The organism is Nocardia sp. NPDC050799 (assembly GCF_040654015.1).
Classification (GTDB): domain Bacteria; phylum Actinomycetota; class Actinomycetes; order Mycobacteriales; family Mycobacteriaceae; genus Nocardia.
On sequence record NZ_JBFAHF010000003.1, the window covers coordinates 253,241 to 269,298 of the forward strand.

12 protein-coding genes are annotated in these 16,058 nt (G+C 67.7%); 2 read left to right on the forward strand and 10 right to left on the reverse strand.

Going from position 1 to position 16,058, the window contains the following annotated elements:
* Positions 1 to 92: 92 nt before the first annotated feature.
* The 4 genes from AB0H42_RS05345 to AB0H42_RS05360 all read right to left on the reverse strand — a co-directional run bounded on the left by AB0H42_RS05345 (position 93) and on the right by AB0H42_RS05360 (position 4,959).
* Positions 93 to 380: a DUF1330 domain-containing protein gene (locus tag AB0H42_RS05345; protein ID WP_357050130.1), complete on the reverse strand. Its 288-nt coding sequence runs from the start codon at positions 378 to 380 to the stop codon at positions 93 to 95.
* 119 nt (positions 381 to 499) lie between these two features.
* A complete protein-coding gene (locus AB0H42_RS05350; RefSeq protein WP_357050133.1) occupies positions 500 to 1,510 on the reverse strand; it encodes an adenylate/guanylate cyclase domain-containing protein in 1,011 nt (336 codons plus the stop codon).
* A gap of 109 nt (positions 1,511 to 1,619) precedes the next feature.
* Positions 1,620 to 4,142 carry a CocE/NonD family hydrolase gene (locus AB0H42_RS05355; RefSeq protein WP_357050225.1) on the reverse strand — a complete coding sequence of 841 codons (2,523 nt, stop codon included), beginning with the start codon at positions 4,140 to 4,142 and terminating at the stop codon, positions 1,620 to 1,622.
* A 187-nt stretch (positions 4,143 to 4,329) separates the two neighbouring features.
* Positions 4,330 to 4,959 (reverse strand): class I SAM-dependent methyltransferase, encoded by a 630-nt coding sequence (locus tag AB0H42_RS05360; RefSeq protein WP_357050136.1) that lies wholly within the window; start codon positions 4,957 to 4,959, stop codon positions 4,330 to 4,332.
* 90 nt (positions 4,960 to 5,049) lie between these two features.
* Here AB0H42_RS05360 and AB0H42_RS05365 point away from each other — a divergent pair, with 90 nt between their 5' ends.
* Entirely contained in the window at positions 5,050 to 5,631 is a 582-nt protein-coding gene (locus AB0H42_RS05365; RefSeq protein WP_357050139.1) for a helix-turn-helix transcriptional regulator, read from the forward strand.
* Positions 5,632 to 5,879: 248 nt separating this feature from the next.
* The gene (locus tag AB0H42_RS05370; RefSeq protein ID WP_357050142.1) at positions 5,880 to 6,422 is read left to right on the forward strand and encodes a C40 family peptidase; all 543 of its coding nucleotides are present in this window, start codon (positions 5,880 to 5,882) and stop codon (positions 6,420 to 6,422) included.
* Between the two features lie 123 nt (positions 6,423 to 6,545).
* Here AB0H42_RS05370 and AB0H42_RS05375 read toward each other — a convergent pair whose 3' ends face one another.
* The 6 genes from AB0H42_RS05375 to AB0H42_RS05400 form a co-directional block, all read right to left on the reverse strand.
* Positions 6,546 to 7,712 (reverse strand): thiolase family protein, encoded by a 1,167-nt coding sequence (locus AB0H42_RS05375; protein WP_357050146.1) that lies wholly within the window; start codon positions 7,710 to 7,712, stop codon positions 6,546 to 6,548.
* 177 nt (positions 7,713 to 7,889) lie between these two features.
* The gene (locus AB0H42_RS05380) at positions 7,890 to 9,026 is read right to left on the reverse strand and encodes a Fic family protein (protein WP_357050149.1); all 1,137 of its coding nucleotides are present in this window, start codon (positions 9,024 to 9,026) and stop codon (positions 7,890 to 7,892) included.
* A gap of 45 nt (positions 9,027 to 9,071) precedes the next feature.
* A complete protein-coding gene (gene narI, locus AB0H42_RS05385; protein WP_357050152.1) occupies positions 9,072 to 9,836 on the reverse strand; it encodes a respiratory nitrate reductase subunit gamma in 765 nt (254 codons plus the stop codon).
* The gene (gene narJ, locus AB0H42_RS05390; protein ID WP_357050155.1) at positions 9,833 to 10,690 is read right to left on the reverse strand and encodes a nitrate reductase molybdenum cofactor assembly chaperone; all 858 of its coding nucleotides are present in this window, start codon (positions 10,688 to 10,690) and stop codon (positions 9,833 to 9,835) included. Before narJ ends, narI begins: the two co-directional genes overlap by 4 nt.
* On the reverse strand, positions 10,687 to 12,366 hold the full coding sequence (narH, locus tag AB0H42_RS05395; protein WP_357050158.1) for a nitrate reductase subunit beta: 1,680 nt from the start codon (positions 12,364 to 12,366) through the stop codon (positions 10,687 to 10,689). Before narH ends, narJ begins: the two co-directional genes overlap by 4 nt.
* Complete coding sequence (locus tag AB0H42_RS05400; RefSeq protein WP_357050161.1) at positions 12,366 to 16,055, reverse strand: nitrate reductase subunit alpha; 3,690 nt, start codon at positions 16,053 to 16,055, stop codon at positions 12,366 to 12,368. The genes narH and AB0H42_RS05400 overlap by 1 nt, the downstream gene beginning before the upstream one ends.
* Between the last annotated feature and the right edge of the window lie 3 nt (positions 16,056 to 16,058).

Sequence of the window (16,058 nt, forward strand, 5' to 3'; positions counted from 1 at the left end):
CGCGCGGCTCGGGTCGCGCGCCCGGCCACAGCGGCGGCAACCGGCCCGGCCGAGGGCCTTACGCCGGCCGCACGCGAGCCCCCCCGGGGCGGTTACAGCCCGTTGACGATCACCGCGTTGCAGTCCGCGGCCGCCTGTCGCAGCGGAATCGCCGCCTGGTATTCCGCGGACTCGTACCAGGCACGGGCCGCTTCGGGAGATTCGAATTCCAGCACCACGGTCTGCGTGGCGGGCCATTCCCCTTCGAGGACCTCGAACTTGGTGTCGACCGCCAGGACCTTCACACCGGCGGCCATCGCCTTACCGGCCGCCTTACCGTATTCGGCCATCCCCGCCGGGTCCTTGATCAGCTCGGTCACGATGACGTAGCCCTTGGCCATCCTGGTCTCCTTTTCACGCGTGAGCCGCCACCGGCTCCCTCGACGACCCTACCCATAGCGCCATTTACGTTGTCGGAAATCCCATATGCTGAAAAGGAGAATGCCGCTGGGGTGGGTGGTCAGGATCCGACCCGGCCGTTACGGCGGAGCAGGTGCGGGCGCAGCCGGTTGAACCCTCGCACGCGCACACTGCGCAAATGCTTGATGCTCAACTCGGGCTCGTCGCCCAGTGCCGCCGCGGCCCCGTCGTCCACCAGGATCGTGCCCGGCCGGGCGACACCGGTGAGCCGGGCGGCGATGTTCACCACCGAGCCGTACAGGTCACCGAAACGCTGCAGCACCGGCCCGTAGGCCAGCGCGATCCGCAGCTCCGGCGTGGTACCCACCGTCATGGTGGATTCCTGGAGGGCCAGTGCGATCCGGGCCGCGGCCAGCGGCGATTCGGCCGCGAACATCACTTCGTCGCCTACGTTCTTGATGACCCAGCCGCCGTTCTCGGCGATGGCGTCGTTGGTGGTGGATTCGAACGCCTCCAGCAGCGTGGACAGCTCGTCGGGATGCAGATGCCGGGTGAGCCGGGTGTAGCCGACCATATCCGCGAACCCGACGGCCAGCACCCGGGTCGAATCGGCGGGCGGACCGGTCTCCTCGAGATTGCGCGAGAGTGCCGCGTCGAGGTGGCGTCGCCAGGCATAGGACAGCAGGCTCTCCAGCAGTTCCACCGTTTCCGCGGTGGCGGTCCTGGTGAGCTGTTCACGGTCCCCGTCCGCTCCGGCCGCGGTGATGCGTCGATCGATCTCGGCCAGAACCAGATCCACCTGCCATTCGGCCAGCCGCGCCATGGTCTGCCCGATGGTGCGCGCCGTCGCGGCCTGCTGCCGGGAGTCGGCCCCGGCCAGCGTGCCCACCTCCCGGAATCGCTGAATGGCCGCGATATCGGCGTCGGTGTAATCGCGGGCGCTGTCGTCCTCGCTGGCCGGGAAACCGAGCGAGACCCACAGCCGCCGGGCGAGCTCCGGCGTCACCTCGGCTCTTTCGGCCACCTCGTTGCGGTTGTAGCGCCGGCGCCCGGCGAGCAGGCTCGCCTCGGCCGCCGACCGCACCAATTCGGCCCTCTCCTGCGACACCATGGGCGAAACCTTACGACGCCGCGGCGGCCCGCCGGCCGGGCCGGGTGAATTGCCCGGTGATCTGCGTCATGTTCGGGTCGTGGTCCGCATGCCGGGGCCCGGGCCGGAGTTACGGCCGGGCGGGGGCGGGCGCCGGTCCCGGCGTGCCGGGCCGGACGGTGCCCGGGTGCGGCACCACGGGCTGCGTGGTGTGCGGGACCGCGGCGGGAGCCGCCCGAGGCGCGACCTGGGCGGGACGCGCGGCGGGGTCGGGCGCGGGTACGGGCACCCCGGCGGAAGGGGTCGCGGGGACCGGCGGCGCGGCCGGGGCCGGGACGGTCGGGACCGCGCGGGGCGCGGGACCCTCGGCCTGCCGCGGGGTCGGCCGCGCAGGCTGTGTGGTCGGCTCGCCGGGCTGCGGCGCGGACTGTGCCGGCTGCGGGGCGCGCGGTGGGGCCGGCTCCGTGGGCGGGGTCGCCGGTGCCACGGGCGGAGTGGGGGCCTGCGCGGGCTGCGGTGCCGATACCGGCTGTGAAGTCGGCGCCGGCACCGAGCGCGGCGCGGCCTGGGCAGGTTCGGCGGGCGCGGCGACCAGGGGCCGGTCGGTGGGCAGGTTGACGAAACTCGGCGCGGCCGGATCCAGTTCCAGATGCTGCGGTGCGAGCTCGCTGTTGTTCAGCATGGGCCGGAACGCCAGTGCCTTGGGCGAATTGCCGGCGAACACGTCGAGCCGCAGCCGGTGCCCGGGCGCCAGTACCGCCTGTATCGGGATGACCGCGATATCGAGCGTCACCGGCTGCCCCGGCACGACCTCCTGCACGCTGTCGAGGGTGAGCGGATTGTGCGGCGCGGTGAGATCACCGTTGGCCGAGCGGGTACTGCGGGACTCGTCGATCGCCCGCAGCGACGCGGTGAGCTGGCCGGTGCTCAGTACGGTCGAGGTACCGTCGGGCGCCACATCGTTGACCGTCACGTTCCAATAGCCGTCCGCGGTGTCGTGCACGGTGTTGAGGTGCACATTGATCGGACCGGACAGAATCGTGCGTTCGGCGATCGGCTCGCTGGTGAAGGTGAGCGCGTTGCGTTCGGCGATACGGGAATCCTTGGCGCACATATCCAATGCCGCGCCGATTCCCGCCGAACCCTGCGCCATGTCCCGCGAGCAGAAATTGGTCAGGCCCGGAGACACGGTGAGCCGTTCGGGCGCGCCCGGCCGGCCGGTGAGCGAGCCGTCGTGGAGAGAGTCGCCGGTCGTTCCGCTCGCCGCCCCGGACAGATACACCCGGCGGTGCGTCATACCCGGTTGCGGGAACTGGTCGAGCACGACCCAGTCCCCGCCCTGCTCCCAGACGATCACCGGACCGTAGTCGGTGATGCCGTTGTCGATGTCCTTGAGCCAGTGGTCGAACCAGGCGCGTTGCAGCACGTCCAGCCGCGGCGGGGCCCCGGGGCGGCCGGTCCCGGCACCGGGGTTGGCGTGGTAGGTGTCGCCGACGATGAGCTGTTTGCGGCCCGGCGGCAGCGGGATGTCGTTGTAGAGCGTGGTCGCGCTGTTGGCGAAGATGTCGTGCCAGCCGCCGTAGACGAAGGTCGGCACGGTGATCTTCTCCGGATGGCCCATGATTCCTTGACGGAAGGCGCTGTGCTCGTCCAGTGCGTCGGCCAGGGCCGGCGGCATGTTCCGCAGGGACGGGGTGAGCAGCGCCTGGGCGAGCAGATCGTAGTTCGTCGCGGGATCGGCCATGCGGTCGCTGAGCCACTGCCAGTCGAAGGTGCCGTTGAGCATGGCCTTCACATCGGGCATGAGCTTCGCCTGGTTCACCTGGTTGAGCCACAGCGGCAGGAAGGTCACGCCCACACCGCCGCCCGGCGCCACCACATCGCGCATGAGATCGCTACCCGGTTCGACCGGGAAAATGGCCTGTAGCGGTTCCGGGGCGTTCTCCGCGGCACGCAACTGGTTGATTCCGGCATAGGAACCGCCGCTCATGGCGACCCGTCCGTTGGACCACGGCTGCCGCGCCGACCATTCGATCACCTCGCGGGTGTCGAGCTGCTCGCGCGCACCGAGGGTGTCCCACAGTCCGTGCGACTGCCCGGTACCGCGCACATCCACGGAGACCACCGTGTAGCCGGCTCGGACGAGCTGGCTGTCGAGCCCGAGCACGGTCGCCACGGTGCCACCGTCCAGCGCGTGCAGCAGGTCCTCGAAACCGCTGATCGGGGTGCCGGTCAGGTTGATCCGGCGCACCAGGTCCATGGTCCACCGGCGCACTTCGGGATCGCCCATCGCCGAATCGATCATGCTCGACATCATTTTCGAGTACGGCGTCATGGTGACGATCGTCGGCAGCGGCCGGGTCTCCACCGCACCGCCGGCCGCCGCGGGCCGGTACACATCGGCTTTCAGCACCACACCGTCGCTCATGGTGATCAGTACGTCTTTGTCGATCTGCGTTTCGGGATAGGGCTGCGGGCCGTCGTGCAGGTCGGTCCACTGCTGGGCGAGTTCGGCGGGCGATACCGCCGGGGAGGTGTCCCGGTGCACCGGGTGGCGCGTGGATTGTGTTGCCACCACCAGGATCACGGTCACGACGACTACCACAGCGGCGGCCGCGGCGGCCGCGAGCCCGTGAACCCGGTACAGCCGCATGAACAAACCCTCCACCTCGTGGTTCCGGTTTCCGCGCACAGTCGGCGCGGACAATAGTTTCCGCACACAGGTGGAGCCGACGATAGCAATCAGCTCTGACGGAACCGGGTTACGACGCGCGGACCCGGCCGATCACCGGAACCCGAGGTGGGCAGGTATTCGGGCGGCCGGGGCCCGCGCCGCGGTGTCAGTTCACCCGCCGCGCCCGCAGGACGAGGTCCTTGATCTGGTGTCCGGCGGCGGGCCGGTTGCGGTCGCGCCGCTCGTCGACCTCCACGGTCCAGCCGTCGCCGAGCAGTTCGACGATCTCGGCCGGCTGATAGAAGTCGTAGGGGTCGAATCGAGGCGAAGGCCCGTCGCCCTCGTGCGCATGCCCGCCCTCGTGCGAATGTTCTTCGCGCGGCGGAAATTCGGTGGGGTCGTGCGCGACGAACAGCAGGGTTCCCCCCGGGGCCACGGCCTCGAGCAGCCCGCGCACGGTGGCGTGATCGGTTTCGTGCACGATCGGGAAATAGTGGGCCGACACCAGATCGAAGGAGCGGGCCGGCATCGGCGTGACGGTGATATCGGCGCGCTGCCACGAGATCTCCGGATGCCCGGCCGCCGCGCGGTCCAGCGCGACCTGGGAGATATCCACCGCGGTGACCTGCCAGCCGTGTTCGGCCAGCCAGTAGGCGTCCGCTCCCTCACCGCAGCCGAGATCGAGGGCCTGGCCGGGTGCCATACCGGTCACTTCCGCGACCAGTGCATCGTTGGGCAAACCGCTGAACCGCTGTTCGCTCTCGCCGTACATATCGTCCCAGAACTGCTGGTCCATCCGTTACTCCTGGTCTCGTGAGGTGTGTTCCCCAGCATCCGGGCAAACAGCTGGCTTGACAAATTTATTTGCCAGTTCTGCAATAGAGGTATGGATCGGGAGTTCGGCGAGGTCATTGATGCGATCGGCCCGCGGCTGCGCGAACTGCGCCGCCGCAACGGTACGACGCTGGCGGCGCTGTCCCAGGTCACCGGCATCCCGGTGAGCACCCTGTCGCGCCTGGAATCCGGCCAGCGGAAACCCAGCCTCGAACTGCTGCTCCCGCTGGCCAAGGCCCACCAGGTGCCGCTGGACGAACTGGTCGACGCGCCGGAGACCGGCGACCCCCGGGTCCACACCCGCCCGGTGACCCGGCACGGTCAGACCTTCATCCCGCTGACCCGCCGACCGGGTGGCCTGCAGGCCTACAAGCAAATCCTGTCCGGCCGCGCCGCCGCCGAACCCGAAATGCACACCCACGAGGGCTACCACTGGCTCTACGTGCTCAACGGCAAACTCCGGCTCATCCTCGGCGACCGCGACATGATCCTGACCCCGGGTGAAGTGGCCGAATTCGACACCCACCTGCCGCACTGGTTCGGCAACGCCGACGAGCATCCGGTGGAGTACCTGAGCATCTACGGACCGCAGGGCGAACGGTTCCACATCAAGGCCAGATATCGCCCGGAGTGAATGCGGACACCGCCGCTACGCTGCGGAAACGTAGATAGTTATTTCTTCGTGATCCGTATTGTCCGTGTCGTTTACCGATCGGCGCGCGATCACGCGAAATATGACTCCCCGGGTTTGCAGGACCGACATATAGCTGTGGTGCATTTCCAACGCTGTTCGAGCAGTCGGTGATGTTCTCCACGCGCATTCGGCGGTGAAAACCGTGGCGCTCCCACCGGCTCTCGACCTGAGCACGGAGGACCGCAATTATGGATTCTGTACCGATACGTCAGCGCTGCGCCGCACTGGCCCTATTCGCCACCGCGGCCGGCGCCATTCTCGGAACAACAGCACCCGCCCAGGCCCAGCCGGTCACCCTGCCCGGCTTCGGCACCTTCGAAATTCCCGATCAGATACCCCTGCCGGCCGAAATCCCCGGCATCGGCGCACTCACCCCACAGGTGGCGCCTGCCCCGGCAGTCGGCGATATCGCGGTGGCGGCGGCGCGCAGCAAACTCGGGGCACCATATGTATCCGGCGGTACCGGACCCAACGTGTTCGACTGTTCGGGACTGGTGCAGTGGGCGTACCAGCAGGCCGGAGTGCAGGTACCGCGCACCAGCTGGTCCCAGCTCTCCGCCGGTACACCGGTACCGCTCGACCAGCTACGGGTCGGCGATGTGCTCTCCTACAGCGGTGGTGGCCATTCGGCGCTGTACGCCGGAGACGGTCAGGTGATCCACGCCGCGACCTCCACCGTGGAAATATCGCCGATGTCGTATTCGCCCGTGGTCGGAGCACGCCGCTTCTGACCCGAGCCGCACCGTGGCCCCCATCGACCGGTGGCAGACCCGAACCACAGCCTCGGGCCCACGGCGCACCCACGGAGTACGGCCCCTCGGGACGGGGAAGTCCCGAGGGGCCGTATCCGGTGATCAGAGACGTTCGATGATGGTGGCGTTTGCCAGACCGCCCGCCTCGCACATGGTCTGCAGCGCGTACCGCCCGCCGGTCTGCTCGAGATGGTTGACCATGGTGGCCAGGATCCGCACTCCCGAAGCGCCCAGCGGGTGCCCCAGCGCGATGGCCCCACCGCGCGGGTTCAGCTTCTCCGGGTCGGCGTTCAGCTCGTGCTGCCAGACCAGCGGCACCGGCGCGAAGGCCTCGTTGACCTCATAGGCGTCGATATCGTCGATTGTCAGCCCGGCCCGCTCCAGCACCTTCTTCGAGGCCGGCACGGGCGCGGTCAGCATGAGCAGCGGATCGTCACCTACCACCGCGAAGGAATGGAAACGCGCCCGCGGCCGCAGCCCGAGCTTCGTAGCCGCCTGCTCGCTCATGATCAGCGCGGCCGACGCCCCGTCGGTGAGCGGCGAGGAGTTGCCCGGCGTGATGGACCAGTTGATCTCCGGGAACCGCTGCGTGTACTGCTCGTCGGCGAACGCCGGCTGCAGGCCCGCGAGCTTCTCGGGGGTGGACCCGGCCCGGATGGTCTCGTCCGCGGTCAGCTCCCCGGCGGCGACCAGTTCCCGGTCGAACCCGCCGGCCGCGGCGGTCTCGGCCGCCAGCCGATGCGACCGGGCCGCGAATTCATCGAGGGCGGCCCGATCGAACTTCCAGCGCGCCGCCAGGATCTCGGCGGCGACACCCTGCTGCACCAGGCCCTCCGGGTACCGGTGCGCGAGGGGACCGCGATTGGCGTCCCGGCCCTGTGCGTTGGAGAACATGGGCACCCGGCTCATCGACTCCACGCCACAGGCGATGGCGATATCGTAGGCACCCGCGATCACGCCCTGCGCGGCGAAATGCGCGGCCTGCTGACTGGACCCGCACTGCCGGTCCACCGTGGTGGCCGGTACCGATTCGGGGAATCCGGCGGCCAGCACGGCGGTCCGGGAGATATTGAAGGCCTGCTCCCCGCTCTGGGTGACGCAGCCGCCGATCACATCGTCGACCAGCGCCGGATCCAGGTCGTTGCGCTGCAGCAGTTCGCTCAGCACCCCGGCCAGCAGCGTCGCCGGATGCACCCCGGACAACCCCCCACCGGCCTTACCCTTCCCGGACGGCGTGCGGACCACATCGACGATGACGGCGGACTGCATAGTCCCTCCTGAATTGCTCGTTCCGGCCGGTCAAGTTAATGACCATTCGATTTAAGTTAACACGCATTCGCATGGTTGTACCAGAGTGGTGCGCCACACCCGACAGACGATCACCGCTCCCCGCCACCGCCCGAATTCGCGCTCGGACCGGGCGGACCGGCGGGCGGCAGGAAACGACTACGTGCGGTAGGGGTTCCGCAGTGTCGTCGGCGTATGCGCCACCTCGGAAACCTTTTCGGGAAAGCGAGCACCGGCGACATAGAACCGGGCGCGGGTCCGTCCCACCGGTTCCAGGATCTGCCGGCGCACCAGTTCACGCAGGTCCCGCTGGGCCTGCTGAACGCTCAAACTCTCGCTCTGTTCGTAGCGGCTCCGGCGCACCCGGCCTGCCATCGCGACGTCGTGCAACGCGGTGACGAGCCGCTCGTCGAGCGACTCGGCGGCGGCGAACTCCAGCAAGTGTTCCCATACCCGTCCGGACCGGACGAAACGCGCATGCACAGTCTGCGCTTGCTGGTGATAGGCGATCAGGTTGAACCGGATCCACTCCGACACATCCTGGTCGGGAAGGTACTTGCTACCCCGGCGTCCCAGCACCTGGTAGTACTCCCACGTATTGCCCGGTCGCCCGAGCCATGCCTCGATCGAAGAGAACTCCGGAGCGAGCACCCCTTCCCGCGCGATCATCAATGTCTGTAGCGAGCGCGACATCCGGCCGTTTCCGTCGGCCCAGGGATGTATGGACACCAGATGCAGATGGGCCATTGCGGCGCGGACGAGCGGATGGGTGCCGTCTGCGGTCTCGAGCCAGTTCACCAACTCCGCCATCAGCGCAGGCACCGCTTCGGCGTCCGGCGCGGTGTACGCGGCGATACTCGGGTCGCGGGCATCGGTCACATAGACCGGGCCCCGCCGCCACTGCCCGGCCGGCTTCCGCGAAGAATGCCGATGCCCCTGCAACATCCAGTGCAGTGCGTTGAGCATCCCTTTGGTGTAACCGAAATCCGCGACATCGTGCAGGGTCTGTATGTAGGTCATCATCTGCTCATAGGCGAGGGTCTCGGCGCGGTTCTCCTCGGAGATATCCACATCGCGCTCGCCGGCGAGCAGGTCCTCGACGTCGATGGTGGCTACTTTGAACCCCTCTATCGAGTTGGATGCCGCCACAGCATCGGCAGTAAGGAATTTCCGCAGCCCCCCGGCCCACTTCGCCGGCGCTCCTTGCAGCTGGTGACGGAGCTCCCCGCGCATGCGGTCCACCTCGGCCAGCACATATTCGTCTTCGCTGGTCAGCGCAGGAGTCGGGAACAGCACAGCAGCCACGATATGCTGACGTAATCACTGCGTCAAGAAGCTCCGCTACCGGATCCGTTCCCACCCCCGCCGCTCCGGCCGGGAACCCAGCTCTCGGTCCCGGCTGCGATAGACGATGTAGGGCCTGGTCAGGTACCCGATCGGCATGGAGAACACATGGACCAGCCGGGTGAACGGCCAGAATGCGAACAGTAGCCAGGCGGCGATCACGTGCAGCTGGAAACCGAGGGGCGCGGCGAGGATCAGGTCGGTATCGGGGCGGAAGGAGAGAATGGAGCGGAACCAGGGGGAGACCGTTTCCCGATAGTCGTGCGGGTGGTTGTTCGCATTGTTGACCAGTGTGGTGCCGAAGCCCAGCAGCAGCGTGCCGAGCAGCAGTACGTACATGATCTTGTCGTTTCGGGTGGTCGCGGAGAAGACGGGTCCGGTGGTGCGGCGGCGATAGATCAGGATGGCCGCACCGGCGAGCGTGGCGAGACCGGCCACGATCCCGAGACTGGCGGAGCCCATGTGATACACCGAATCGCTGACGCCGACGGCCTCGGTCCAGCCCTCCGGGACCAGCAGGCCGACGATATGGCCCACGATCACCAGCAGGATTCCGTAGTGGAACAGTGGGCTGCCCAGGCGCAGCAGGCGGCTTTCGTAGAGCTGGGACGAGCGGGTGGTCCAGCCGAATTTGTCGTAGCGGTAGCGCCAGTAGTGGCCCACCAGGAAGGTCGCGATGGAGGCGTAGGGCAGGGCGACCCACAGCAGGATGTCGAACGCGGTGAGGTTTTCGCCGCGGGCAGCGAGCAGCGTGTGGTTCATCGGCACACCTCGGTGTCGATGTGCGACACCTCCGGCGCCTCGGGCCGGGGCCCTCGTGACCCCGGTTCTGCACTCCGGCGATCGGTCGCTGCGCTCCTTCGCTCTGTCGCACCGGAACCGGGGCGGGCCCCGACCTCGAATGCCGAAGATCCCGAGTAGATAGCGGCCGCCTCCGTAACTCCGGAGGCGCTCCTGGGCGCCGGTGGCACAACCGGGTCGGGGAGGTACTGCGGCGGGGCGAAGGGCGCCAGACCGACGGCTTCCTCCGGTGGACCCGCGGCGATGAGCCGGGCGACGGCGTCCGCTTCGGAACCGGCGAGAGCCGGGAGGGTGGCGGTGACCGATTCGAGGACATCGGCCCAGGGTGAACCGGTGTCCCGCAGGCCCCGGCGCATCACCTCGAGACCGGCCCGATGTTCGGTGAGCAGCCGCAACCCGGTTTCGGCATTATCGGCCGCGGCGAATTCGAGCACCACGGACAGATGGTCGGGCAGTTCCTCCTCGGAGATCTCCAGCCCGGCCGCTCGATACGCCTGTTTGAACCGCAGCAGGGCGATACCGCGTTTGCGGGTGTCGCCGTAGGCGAAATAGGTGAGGTAGGGGCTGAACCGTTTGCGATGGTCGAAGGTCGCCACATAGTCGGCGGCGAGTTCGAAAACCGAACGAGTCCGGACATGGCCGAGGAACCGGGTGAGCGGGGCGCCGACCGGAGGCGGCAGCGTCGCCGTCACCGTGCTCAGCAGGTCGAGATTGCGGCGCAGGGATTCGTCCGGGTAGCCGAGCAGCAGGGACTGCACCTGCCAGGCGGCGGCCCGGGTGGCCGGGTCGAGGGCGTTCGCCCTGGTCGCCCTCATCGCGGCCGCTCGGCGTCACCGGGCCGCTGGTTTACCCCCTCCGGCGGAAACAGCCCGTCGGGGACCTTTCCGTCCCAGTTGAGCAGATTCACCCGGCCGTGGCCGCCGACGCTGGTGGCGGTCTCGGAGGTCTGCCGGTTGCGCAGCATCCGGAAGTTCTCCACGGCGATGGGCGAGACCCCGCCCGAATTCTCGCCGAAGGGCCCGGGGCCGGCCATTCCCGGACCGCCCTCGTAGTCGAGGCTGCATTCGGTGGCGAGTTCTTCCAGCCCGTGCGCCGATTCGGCGTGCGCGGGCGGGATCACATAGCGCTCGTCATATTTGGCCAAGGCCAGCAGGCGGAACATATCGTAGATCTGCTCACCCGACATACCGACCGCCGCGGCGATGCGCTCCTGCGGTTCCCGGCCCAGGTTGATATCGCGCATATAGCTGCGCATGGCGGCCAGCCGGCGCAGGATCGCGGTCACCGGTCCGGGATCGCCCGCGGTGAACAACTGCGCGAGATAGTCCACCGGAATTCGCAATGCCTCGATCGCGGCGAAGAGATTGCCGTGATCCTCGGCGTCGTGGCCGGTATCCCGCACGATATCGACCACCGGCGACAGCGGCGGGATGTACCAGACCATGGGCATGGTGCGGTATTCCGGATGCAGGGGCAGCGCGACTTTATAGGTGTTGATCAGCGCATAGATCGGCGACCGGTCGGCGGCCTCCACCCAGTCCCACGGAATACCGGCGCGTTCGGCCGCACGCCGCACCTCGGGATCGGCGGGGTCGAGGAACACCTCCCGCTGCGCTTCGTAGAGGCCGTGTTCGTCCGGGGTGGCCGCGGCCTCCAGCACTTTGTCGGCGTCGTAGAGAACCAGCCCGATATAGCGCAGCCGGCCCACGCAGGTCTCGGCGCAGACGGTCGGCAAGCCGACCTCCACCCGCGGGAAACAGAAGGTGCACTTCTCGGCCTTTCCGGTGCGGTGGTTGAAATAGACCTTCTTGTACGGGCAGCCCGATACGCACATCCGCCAGCCCCGGCACCGGTCCTGGTCCACCAGGACGATTCCGTCCTCGCTCCGCTTGTAGATCGCGCCCGAGGGACACGAGGCGGCGCAGGACGGATTCAGGCAGTGTTCGCAGATCCGCGGCAGATAGAACATGAAGGTCTGCTCGAATTCGAAACGCACCTGTTCGGAAAGTTTGCGCAGGAGCGGATCGCGGTGGCCGTATTCGGGTGCGCCGCCGAGATCGTCGTCCCAGTTCGCCGACCATTCGATTTTCGTATCCCGACCGCTGATCAGCGATTTCGGCCGGGCGACCGGGGTATGCCGCTGGGCCGGCGCGGTGGTCAGATTCTCGTAGTCGTAGGTCCAGGGTTCGTAGTAATCGCTCAGGGCGGGCAGGATGGGATTGCTGAAGATGGTGAACAGTTTGCGCAGCCGGCCGCCGCCTTTGAGTTGCAGCCTGCCCCGGTAGTTCAGCTCCCAGCCGCCACGCCACCGATCCTGATCCTCGTAGGTGCGCGGATATCCCTGCCCCGGCCGGGTCTCCACATTGTTGAACCACACGTATTCCACGCCCGACCGGTTCGTCCACGCCTGTTTGCAGGTGACCGAACAGGTATGGCAGCCGATACATTTGTCGAGGTTCATCACCATCGCCATCTGCGCCATCACCCGCATCAGTAACTCACCTCCTGGCTGCGACGACGGATCACGGTCACCTCGTCGCGTTGATTACCGGTGGGTCCGAGATAGTTGAACGCGAAACTGAGCTGGGCGTAGCCGCCGATGAGGTGGCTGGGTTTGACCAGCAGCCGGGTCAGCGAATTGTGGATACCGCCGCGATGCCCGGAGGTTTCGCTGATCGGCACATCGATGAGCCGGTCCTGCGCGTGGTACATGTACACGGTTCCGGCGGGCATGCGGTGCGAGACCACCGCCCGGGCCACCACCACACCGTTGCGGTTGACCGCCTCGACCCATTCGTTGTCGGCCACCCCGATGGTCGCCGCGTCCGCGGGCGCCATCCAGATGGTGGGCCCGCCCCGCGAAAGGCTCAGCATGAGCAGGTTGTCCTGGTATTCGGAGTGGATCGACCATTTGCTGTGCGGGGTGAGATAGCGGACCGTGACGCCCAGCTCCCCCGTCGAACCGAGCACGGGTTCACCGAACAGCGCGGCCATATTCAGCGGCGGCCGGTACACCGGCAATCCCTCACCGAGTTCGGTCATCCAGTCATGGTCGAGATAGAAATGCTGGCGGCCGGTCAGCGTATGCCAGGGTTTGCGGCGTTCGACATTGATGGTGAACGGTGAATACCGGCGACCCCCGGTTTCCGACCCCGACCATTCCGGTGAGGTGATCACCGGCACCGGGGTGGCCTGGGTGTCGGCGAAGGTGATCTGCTTGCCCTCGTGTTCGGCGGCCAGATCGGCCAGCCGCACGCCGGTGCGCTGTTCGAGAGTGCGGAAACCCTCGGTGGCCAGGCGGCCGTTGGTGGTACCCGACAGCGCCAAGATCGCCTCACACGCCTGGATGCCGCGCTGCAACGACGGCCGCCCGTCGGCCGGGCCGCCGCGGATCACGCCATTCTTGTGCCGCAGGTACTCGACCTCCGGCCCGAAATCGAAGGTAACCCCTTTGGTGGTGCCGCCGAGCTTCTCCGCCAGCGGTCCCAGCGCGTTCATCTTCGCCGCGATCGCACCGTAATCACGCTCGACCACCACCAGTTTCGGCATGGTGACCCCGGGGACCGGTTCGGCGTCGCCGGTCTTCCAATCCACGACCCGGCCGTGCGGGGTGGCGAGTTCATCGGGGGTGTCGTGCAACAGCGGCACCGCGACCACATCCTTGCGGACCCCGAGCCGCGGACCGGCGAGTTCGCTGAACTTCTCGGCGATCGCCCGGAAAGCGTCCCAGTCGGTGCGGGTCTGCCAGGGCGGTGCGATGGCGGGGTTGAACGAGTGCACGAACGGATGCATATCGGTGGTGTTGAGATCGTGCTTCTCGTACCAGGTCGCGGCGGGCAGCACGATATCGGAGAACAGGGTGGTGCTGGTCATCCGGAAATCCAGGGTCAGCAGCAGGTCGAGTTTGCCGCGCGGCGCGTCCGGCCGCCACACCACATCACGCGGGCGCGCGCCGGCCGGAGTGGGTTTGGCGCGCAACGACGATTCGGTGCCCAGCAGATGCTCGAGAAAGTACTCGTTGCCCTTGGCCGAGGAACCGAGCAGGTTGGCCCGCCACACATTCAGTATCCGCGGGAAGTTCTCCGGGGCGTCGGGATCCTCGCAGGCGAAACGCATCCGTCCCGAACGCAGTTCGGAAATCACGTAGCCCGCCACCGAGCCACCCTCGGCCGCGGCGGAATCGGCCAGTTCCAGTGGGTTGCGGTCGAATGTCGGATACGACGGCATCCAGCCCAGCCGCGCGGATTGCGCGATCACATCGGCGGTACTCATACCTGCCAGCCGCCCGGCGCCCGGAGTGGCCGAGAGTTTGTCGGCGCCGAACCAGTCGTAACGGAATTGGTCGGAGTGCAGGTACCAGAAGGCGGTCTGGATCATCTGCCGCGGCGGGCGCGACCAATCGAGGGCCGAGGCCAGCTGCGTCCATCCGGTGACCGGCCGGCATTTCTCCTGACCCACATAGTGCGCCCAGCCACCGCCGTTCACGCCCTGGCATCCGGTCAGCGTGGTCAGGGTGAGAAACGCGCGGTAGATCGTGTCGGAGTGGAACCAGTGGTTGGTGCCGGCGCCCATGATGATCATCGAGCGGCCCCGGCTCTCCTCGGCATTGGCCGCGAACTCGCGCGCGATCCGCAGGACCGCCGCGGCCGGGACACCGGTGATCGTCTCCTGCCAGGCCGGGGTGTAGGGCTGGGAGAAATCGTCGTAGTCGACGGGCCAGGCGCCGGGCAGGCCGTTCCGGTGCACCCCGTACTGCGCCAGCAACAGGTCGAACACCGTGGTGACCAGATGGCCGTTCACCCGGCGCACCGGCACGCCGCGCCGTATCGTCATGTCGTCGCCGCCCACGGTGTCGAACCTGGGCAGCAGCACGGGTACCGCCGTCTCGCCGAATAGCGTCAGCCGGGGCACCACCCCCTCGAGGTCGAGATTCCAGTTCCCCACCCCGGCTTCGCCGTAGCGGTGACCGACCGAACCGTTCGGGACCACCGGGCGGCCGTCCGCGTCGAGCACCACCGTTTTGAACGCGGCGTTCTCCACCCCGGCGTGCTCGTCGAGGTCGGCGGCGGTCAGGAACTTGCCCGGGGCGTAGCCGCCGTCGGTCTCCTCCAGCCGGACCAGAAACGGCAGATCGGTGAACTGACGCACGTAGCCGGTGAAATACGGCACCTCACGTTCCACGAAGAACTCGCGCAGCACCACCTGCCCCATCGCCATGGCCAGCGCGCCGTCGGTACCGGGATGCGGGGCCAGCCATTCGTCGGCGAACTTCACATTGTCGGCGTAGTCCGGGGAGACCGCGACCACCTTCTGCCCGCGGTAGCGTGCCTCGGCCATCCAGTGCGCGTCCGGGGTCCGGGTCACCGGCAGGTTCGACCCCCACATGATCAGATAGCCCGCGTCCCACCAATCCCCCGATTCCGGGACATCGGTCTGGTCACCGAACACCTGCGGCGAGGCCACCGGCAGATCCGCGTACCAGTCGTAGAAGGACAGCATCGTCCCGCCGACCAGCGAGACGAACCGGGCGCCGGAGGCGTGCGACACCATCGACATGGCCGGAATCGGCGAGAACCCCGCGATCCGGTCCGGGCCGTACCGAGCGATGGTGTACACGTGGGCGGCCGCGATCATCTCGGTCGCCTCGTCCCACGTGGCCCGCACCAGACCGCCCTTGCCACGCGCGGATTTGTACCGTCGCGCCGATTCCGGGTCCTCGACGATCGTTTCCCAGGCGGTCACCGGATCCCCGGTGGCGGCCTTCGCGGCGCGATACATCTCCAGCAGCACACCCCGCACATACGGGTAGCGCACCCGGGTCGGCGAGTAGGTGTACCAGGAGAACGCGGCCCCGCGCGGACAACCGCGCGGCTCGTATTCGGGTTTGTCGGGGCCCACCGACGGATAGTCGGTCTGCTGGGTCTCCCAGGTGATGATCCCGTCCTTGACATAGATCTTCCAGGAACACGATCCGGTGCAATTCACGCCGTGCGTGGAACGCACCACCTTGTCGTGACTCCAGCGGTCCCGATAGAACTCGTCCGCCTGCCGCCCGCCCACCTCGAACATCGAACGCCGGTCCGCGGAGATCTGCGCACGGGTGAAAAACCGCCGGGTACCCACCAGCGCATCGGTCAGTTCGTCGTCGAGCCCCGCCCGCCCCGACCCGCGGTGCGTCATAGA

Excerpts from the sequence above, each read along its gene's own strand:
- AB0H42_RS05375 (WP_357050146.1), bottom strand. The coding sequence starts at position 7,712 with ATGCAGTCCGCCGTCATCGTCGATGTGGTCCGCACGCCGTCCGGGAAG.
- narI (WP_357050152.1), bottom strand. The coding sequence starts at position 9,836 with ATGAACCACACGCTGCTCGCTGCCCGCGGCGAAAACCTCACCGCGTTC.
- AB0H42_RS05360 (WP_357050136.1), bottom strand. The coding sequence starts at position 4,959 with ATGGACCAGCAGTTCTGGGACGATATGTACGGCGAGAGCGAACAGCGG.
- AB0H42_RS05350 (WP_357050133.1), bottom strand. The coding sequence starts at position 1,510 with ATGGTGTCGCAGGAGAGGGCCGAATTGGTGCGGTCGGCGGCCGAGGCG.
- AB0H42_RS05365 (WP_357050139.1), top strand. The coding sequence starts at position 5,050 with ATGGATCGGGAGTTCGGCGAGGTCATTGATGCGATCGGCCCGCGGCTG.
- narJ (WP_357050155.1), bottom strand. The coding sequence starts at position 10,690 with ATGAGGGCGACCAGGGCGAACGCCCTCGACCCGGCCACCCGGGCCGCC.
- AB0H42_RS05370 (WP_357050142.1), top strand. The coding sequence starts at position 5,880 with ATGGATTCTGTACCGATACGTCAGCGCTGCGCCGCACTGGCCCTATTC.
- narH (WP_357050158.1), bottom strand. The coding sequence starts at position 12,366 with ATGCGGGTGATGGCGCAGATGGCGATGGTGATGAACCTCGACAAATGT.
- AB0H42_RS05345 (WP_357050130.1), bottom strand. The coding sequence starts at position 380 with ATGGCCAAGGGCTACGTCATCGTGACCGAGCTGATCAAGGACCCGGCG.
- AB0H42_RS05400 (WP_357050161.1), bottom strand. The coding sequence starts at position 16,055 with ATGACGCACCGCGGGTCGGGGCGGGCGGGGCTCGACGACGAACTGACC.
- AB0H42_RS05355 (WP_357050225.1), bottom strand. The coding sequence starts at position 4,142 with ATGCGGCTGTACCGGGTTCACGGGCTCGCGGCCGCCGCGGCCGCCGCT.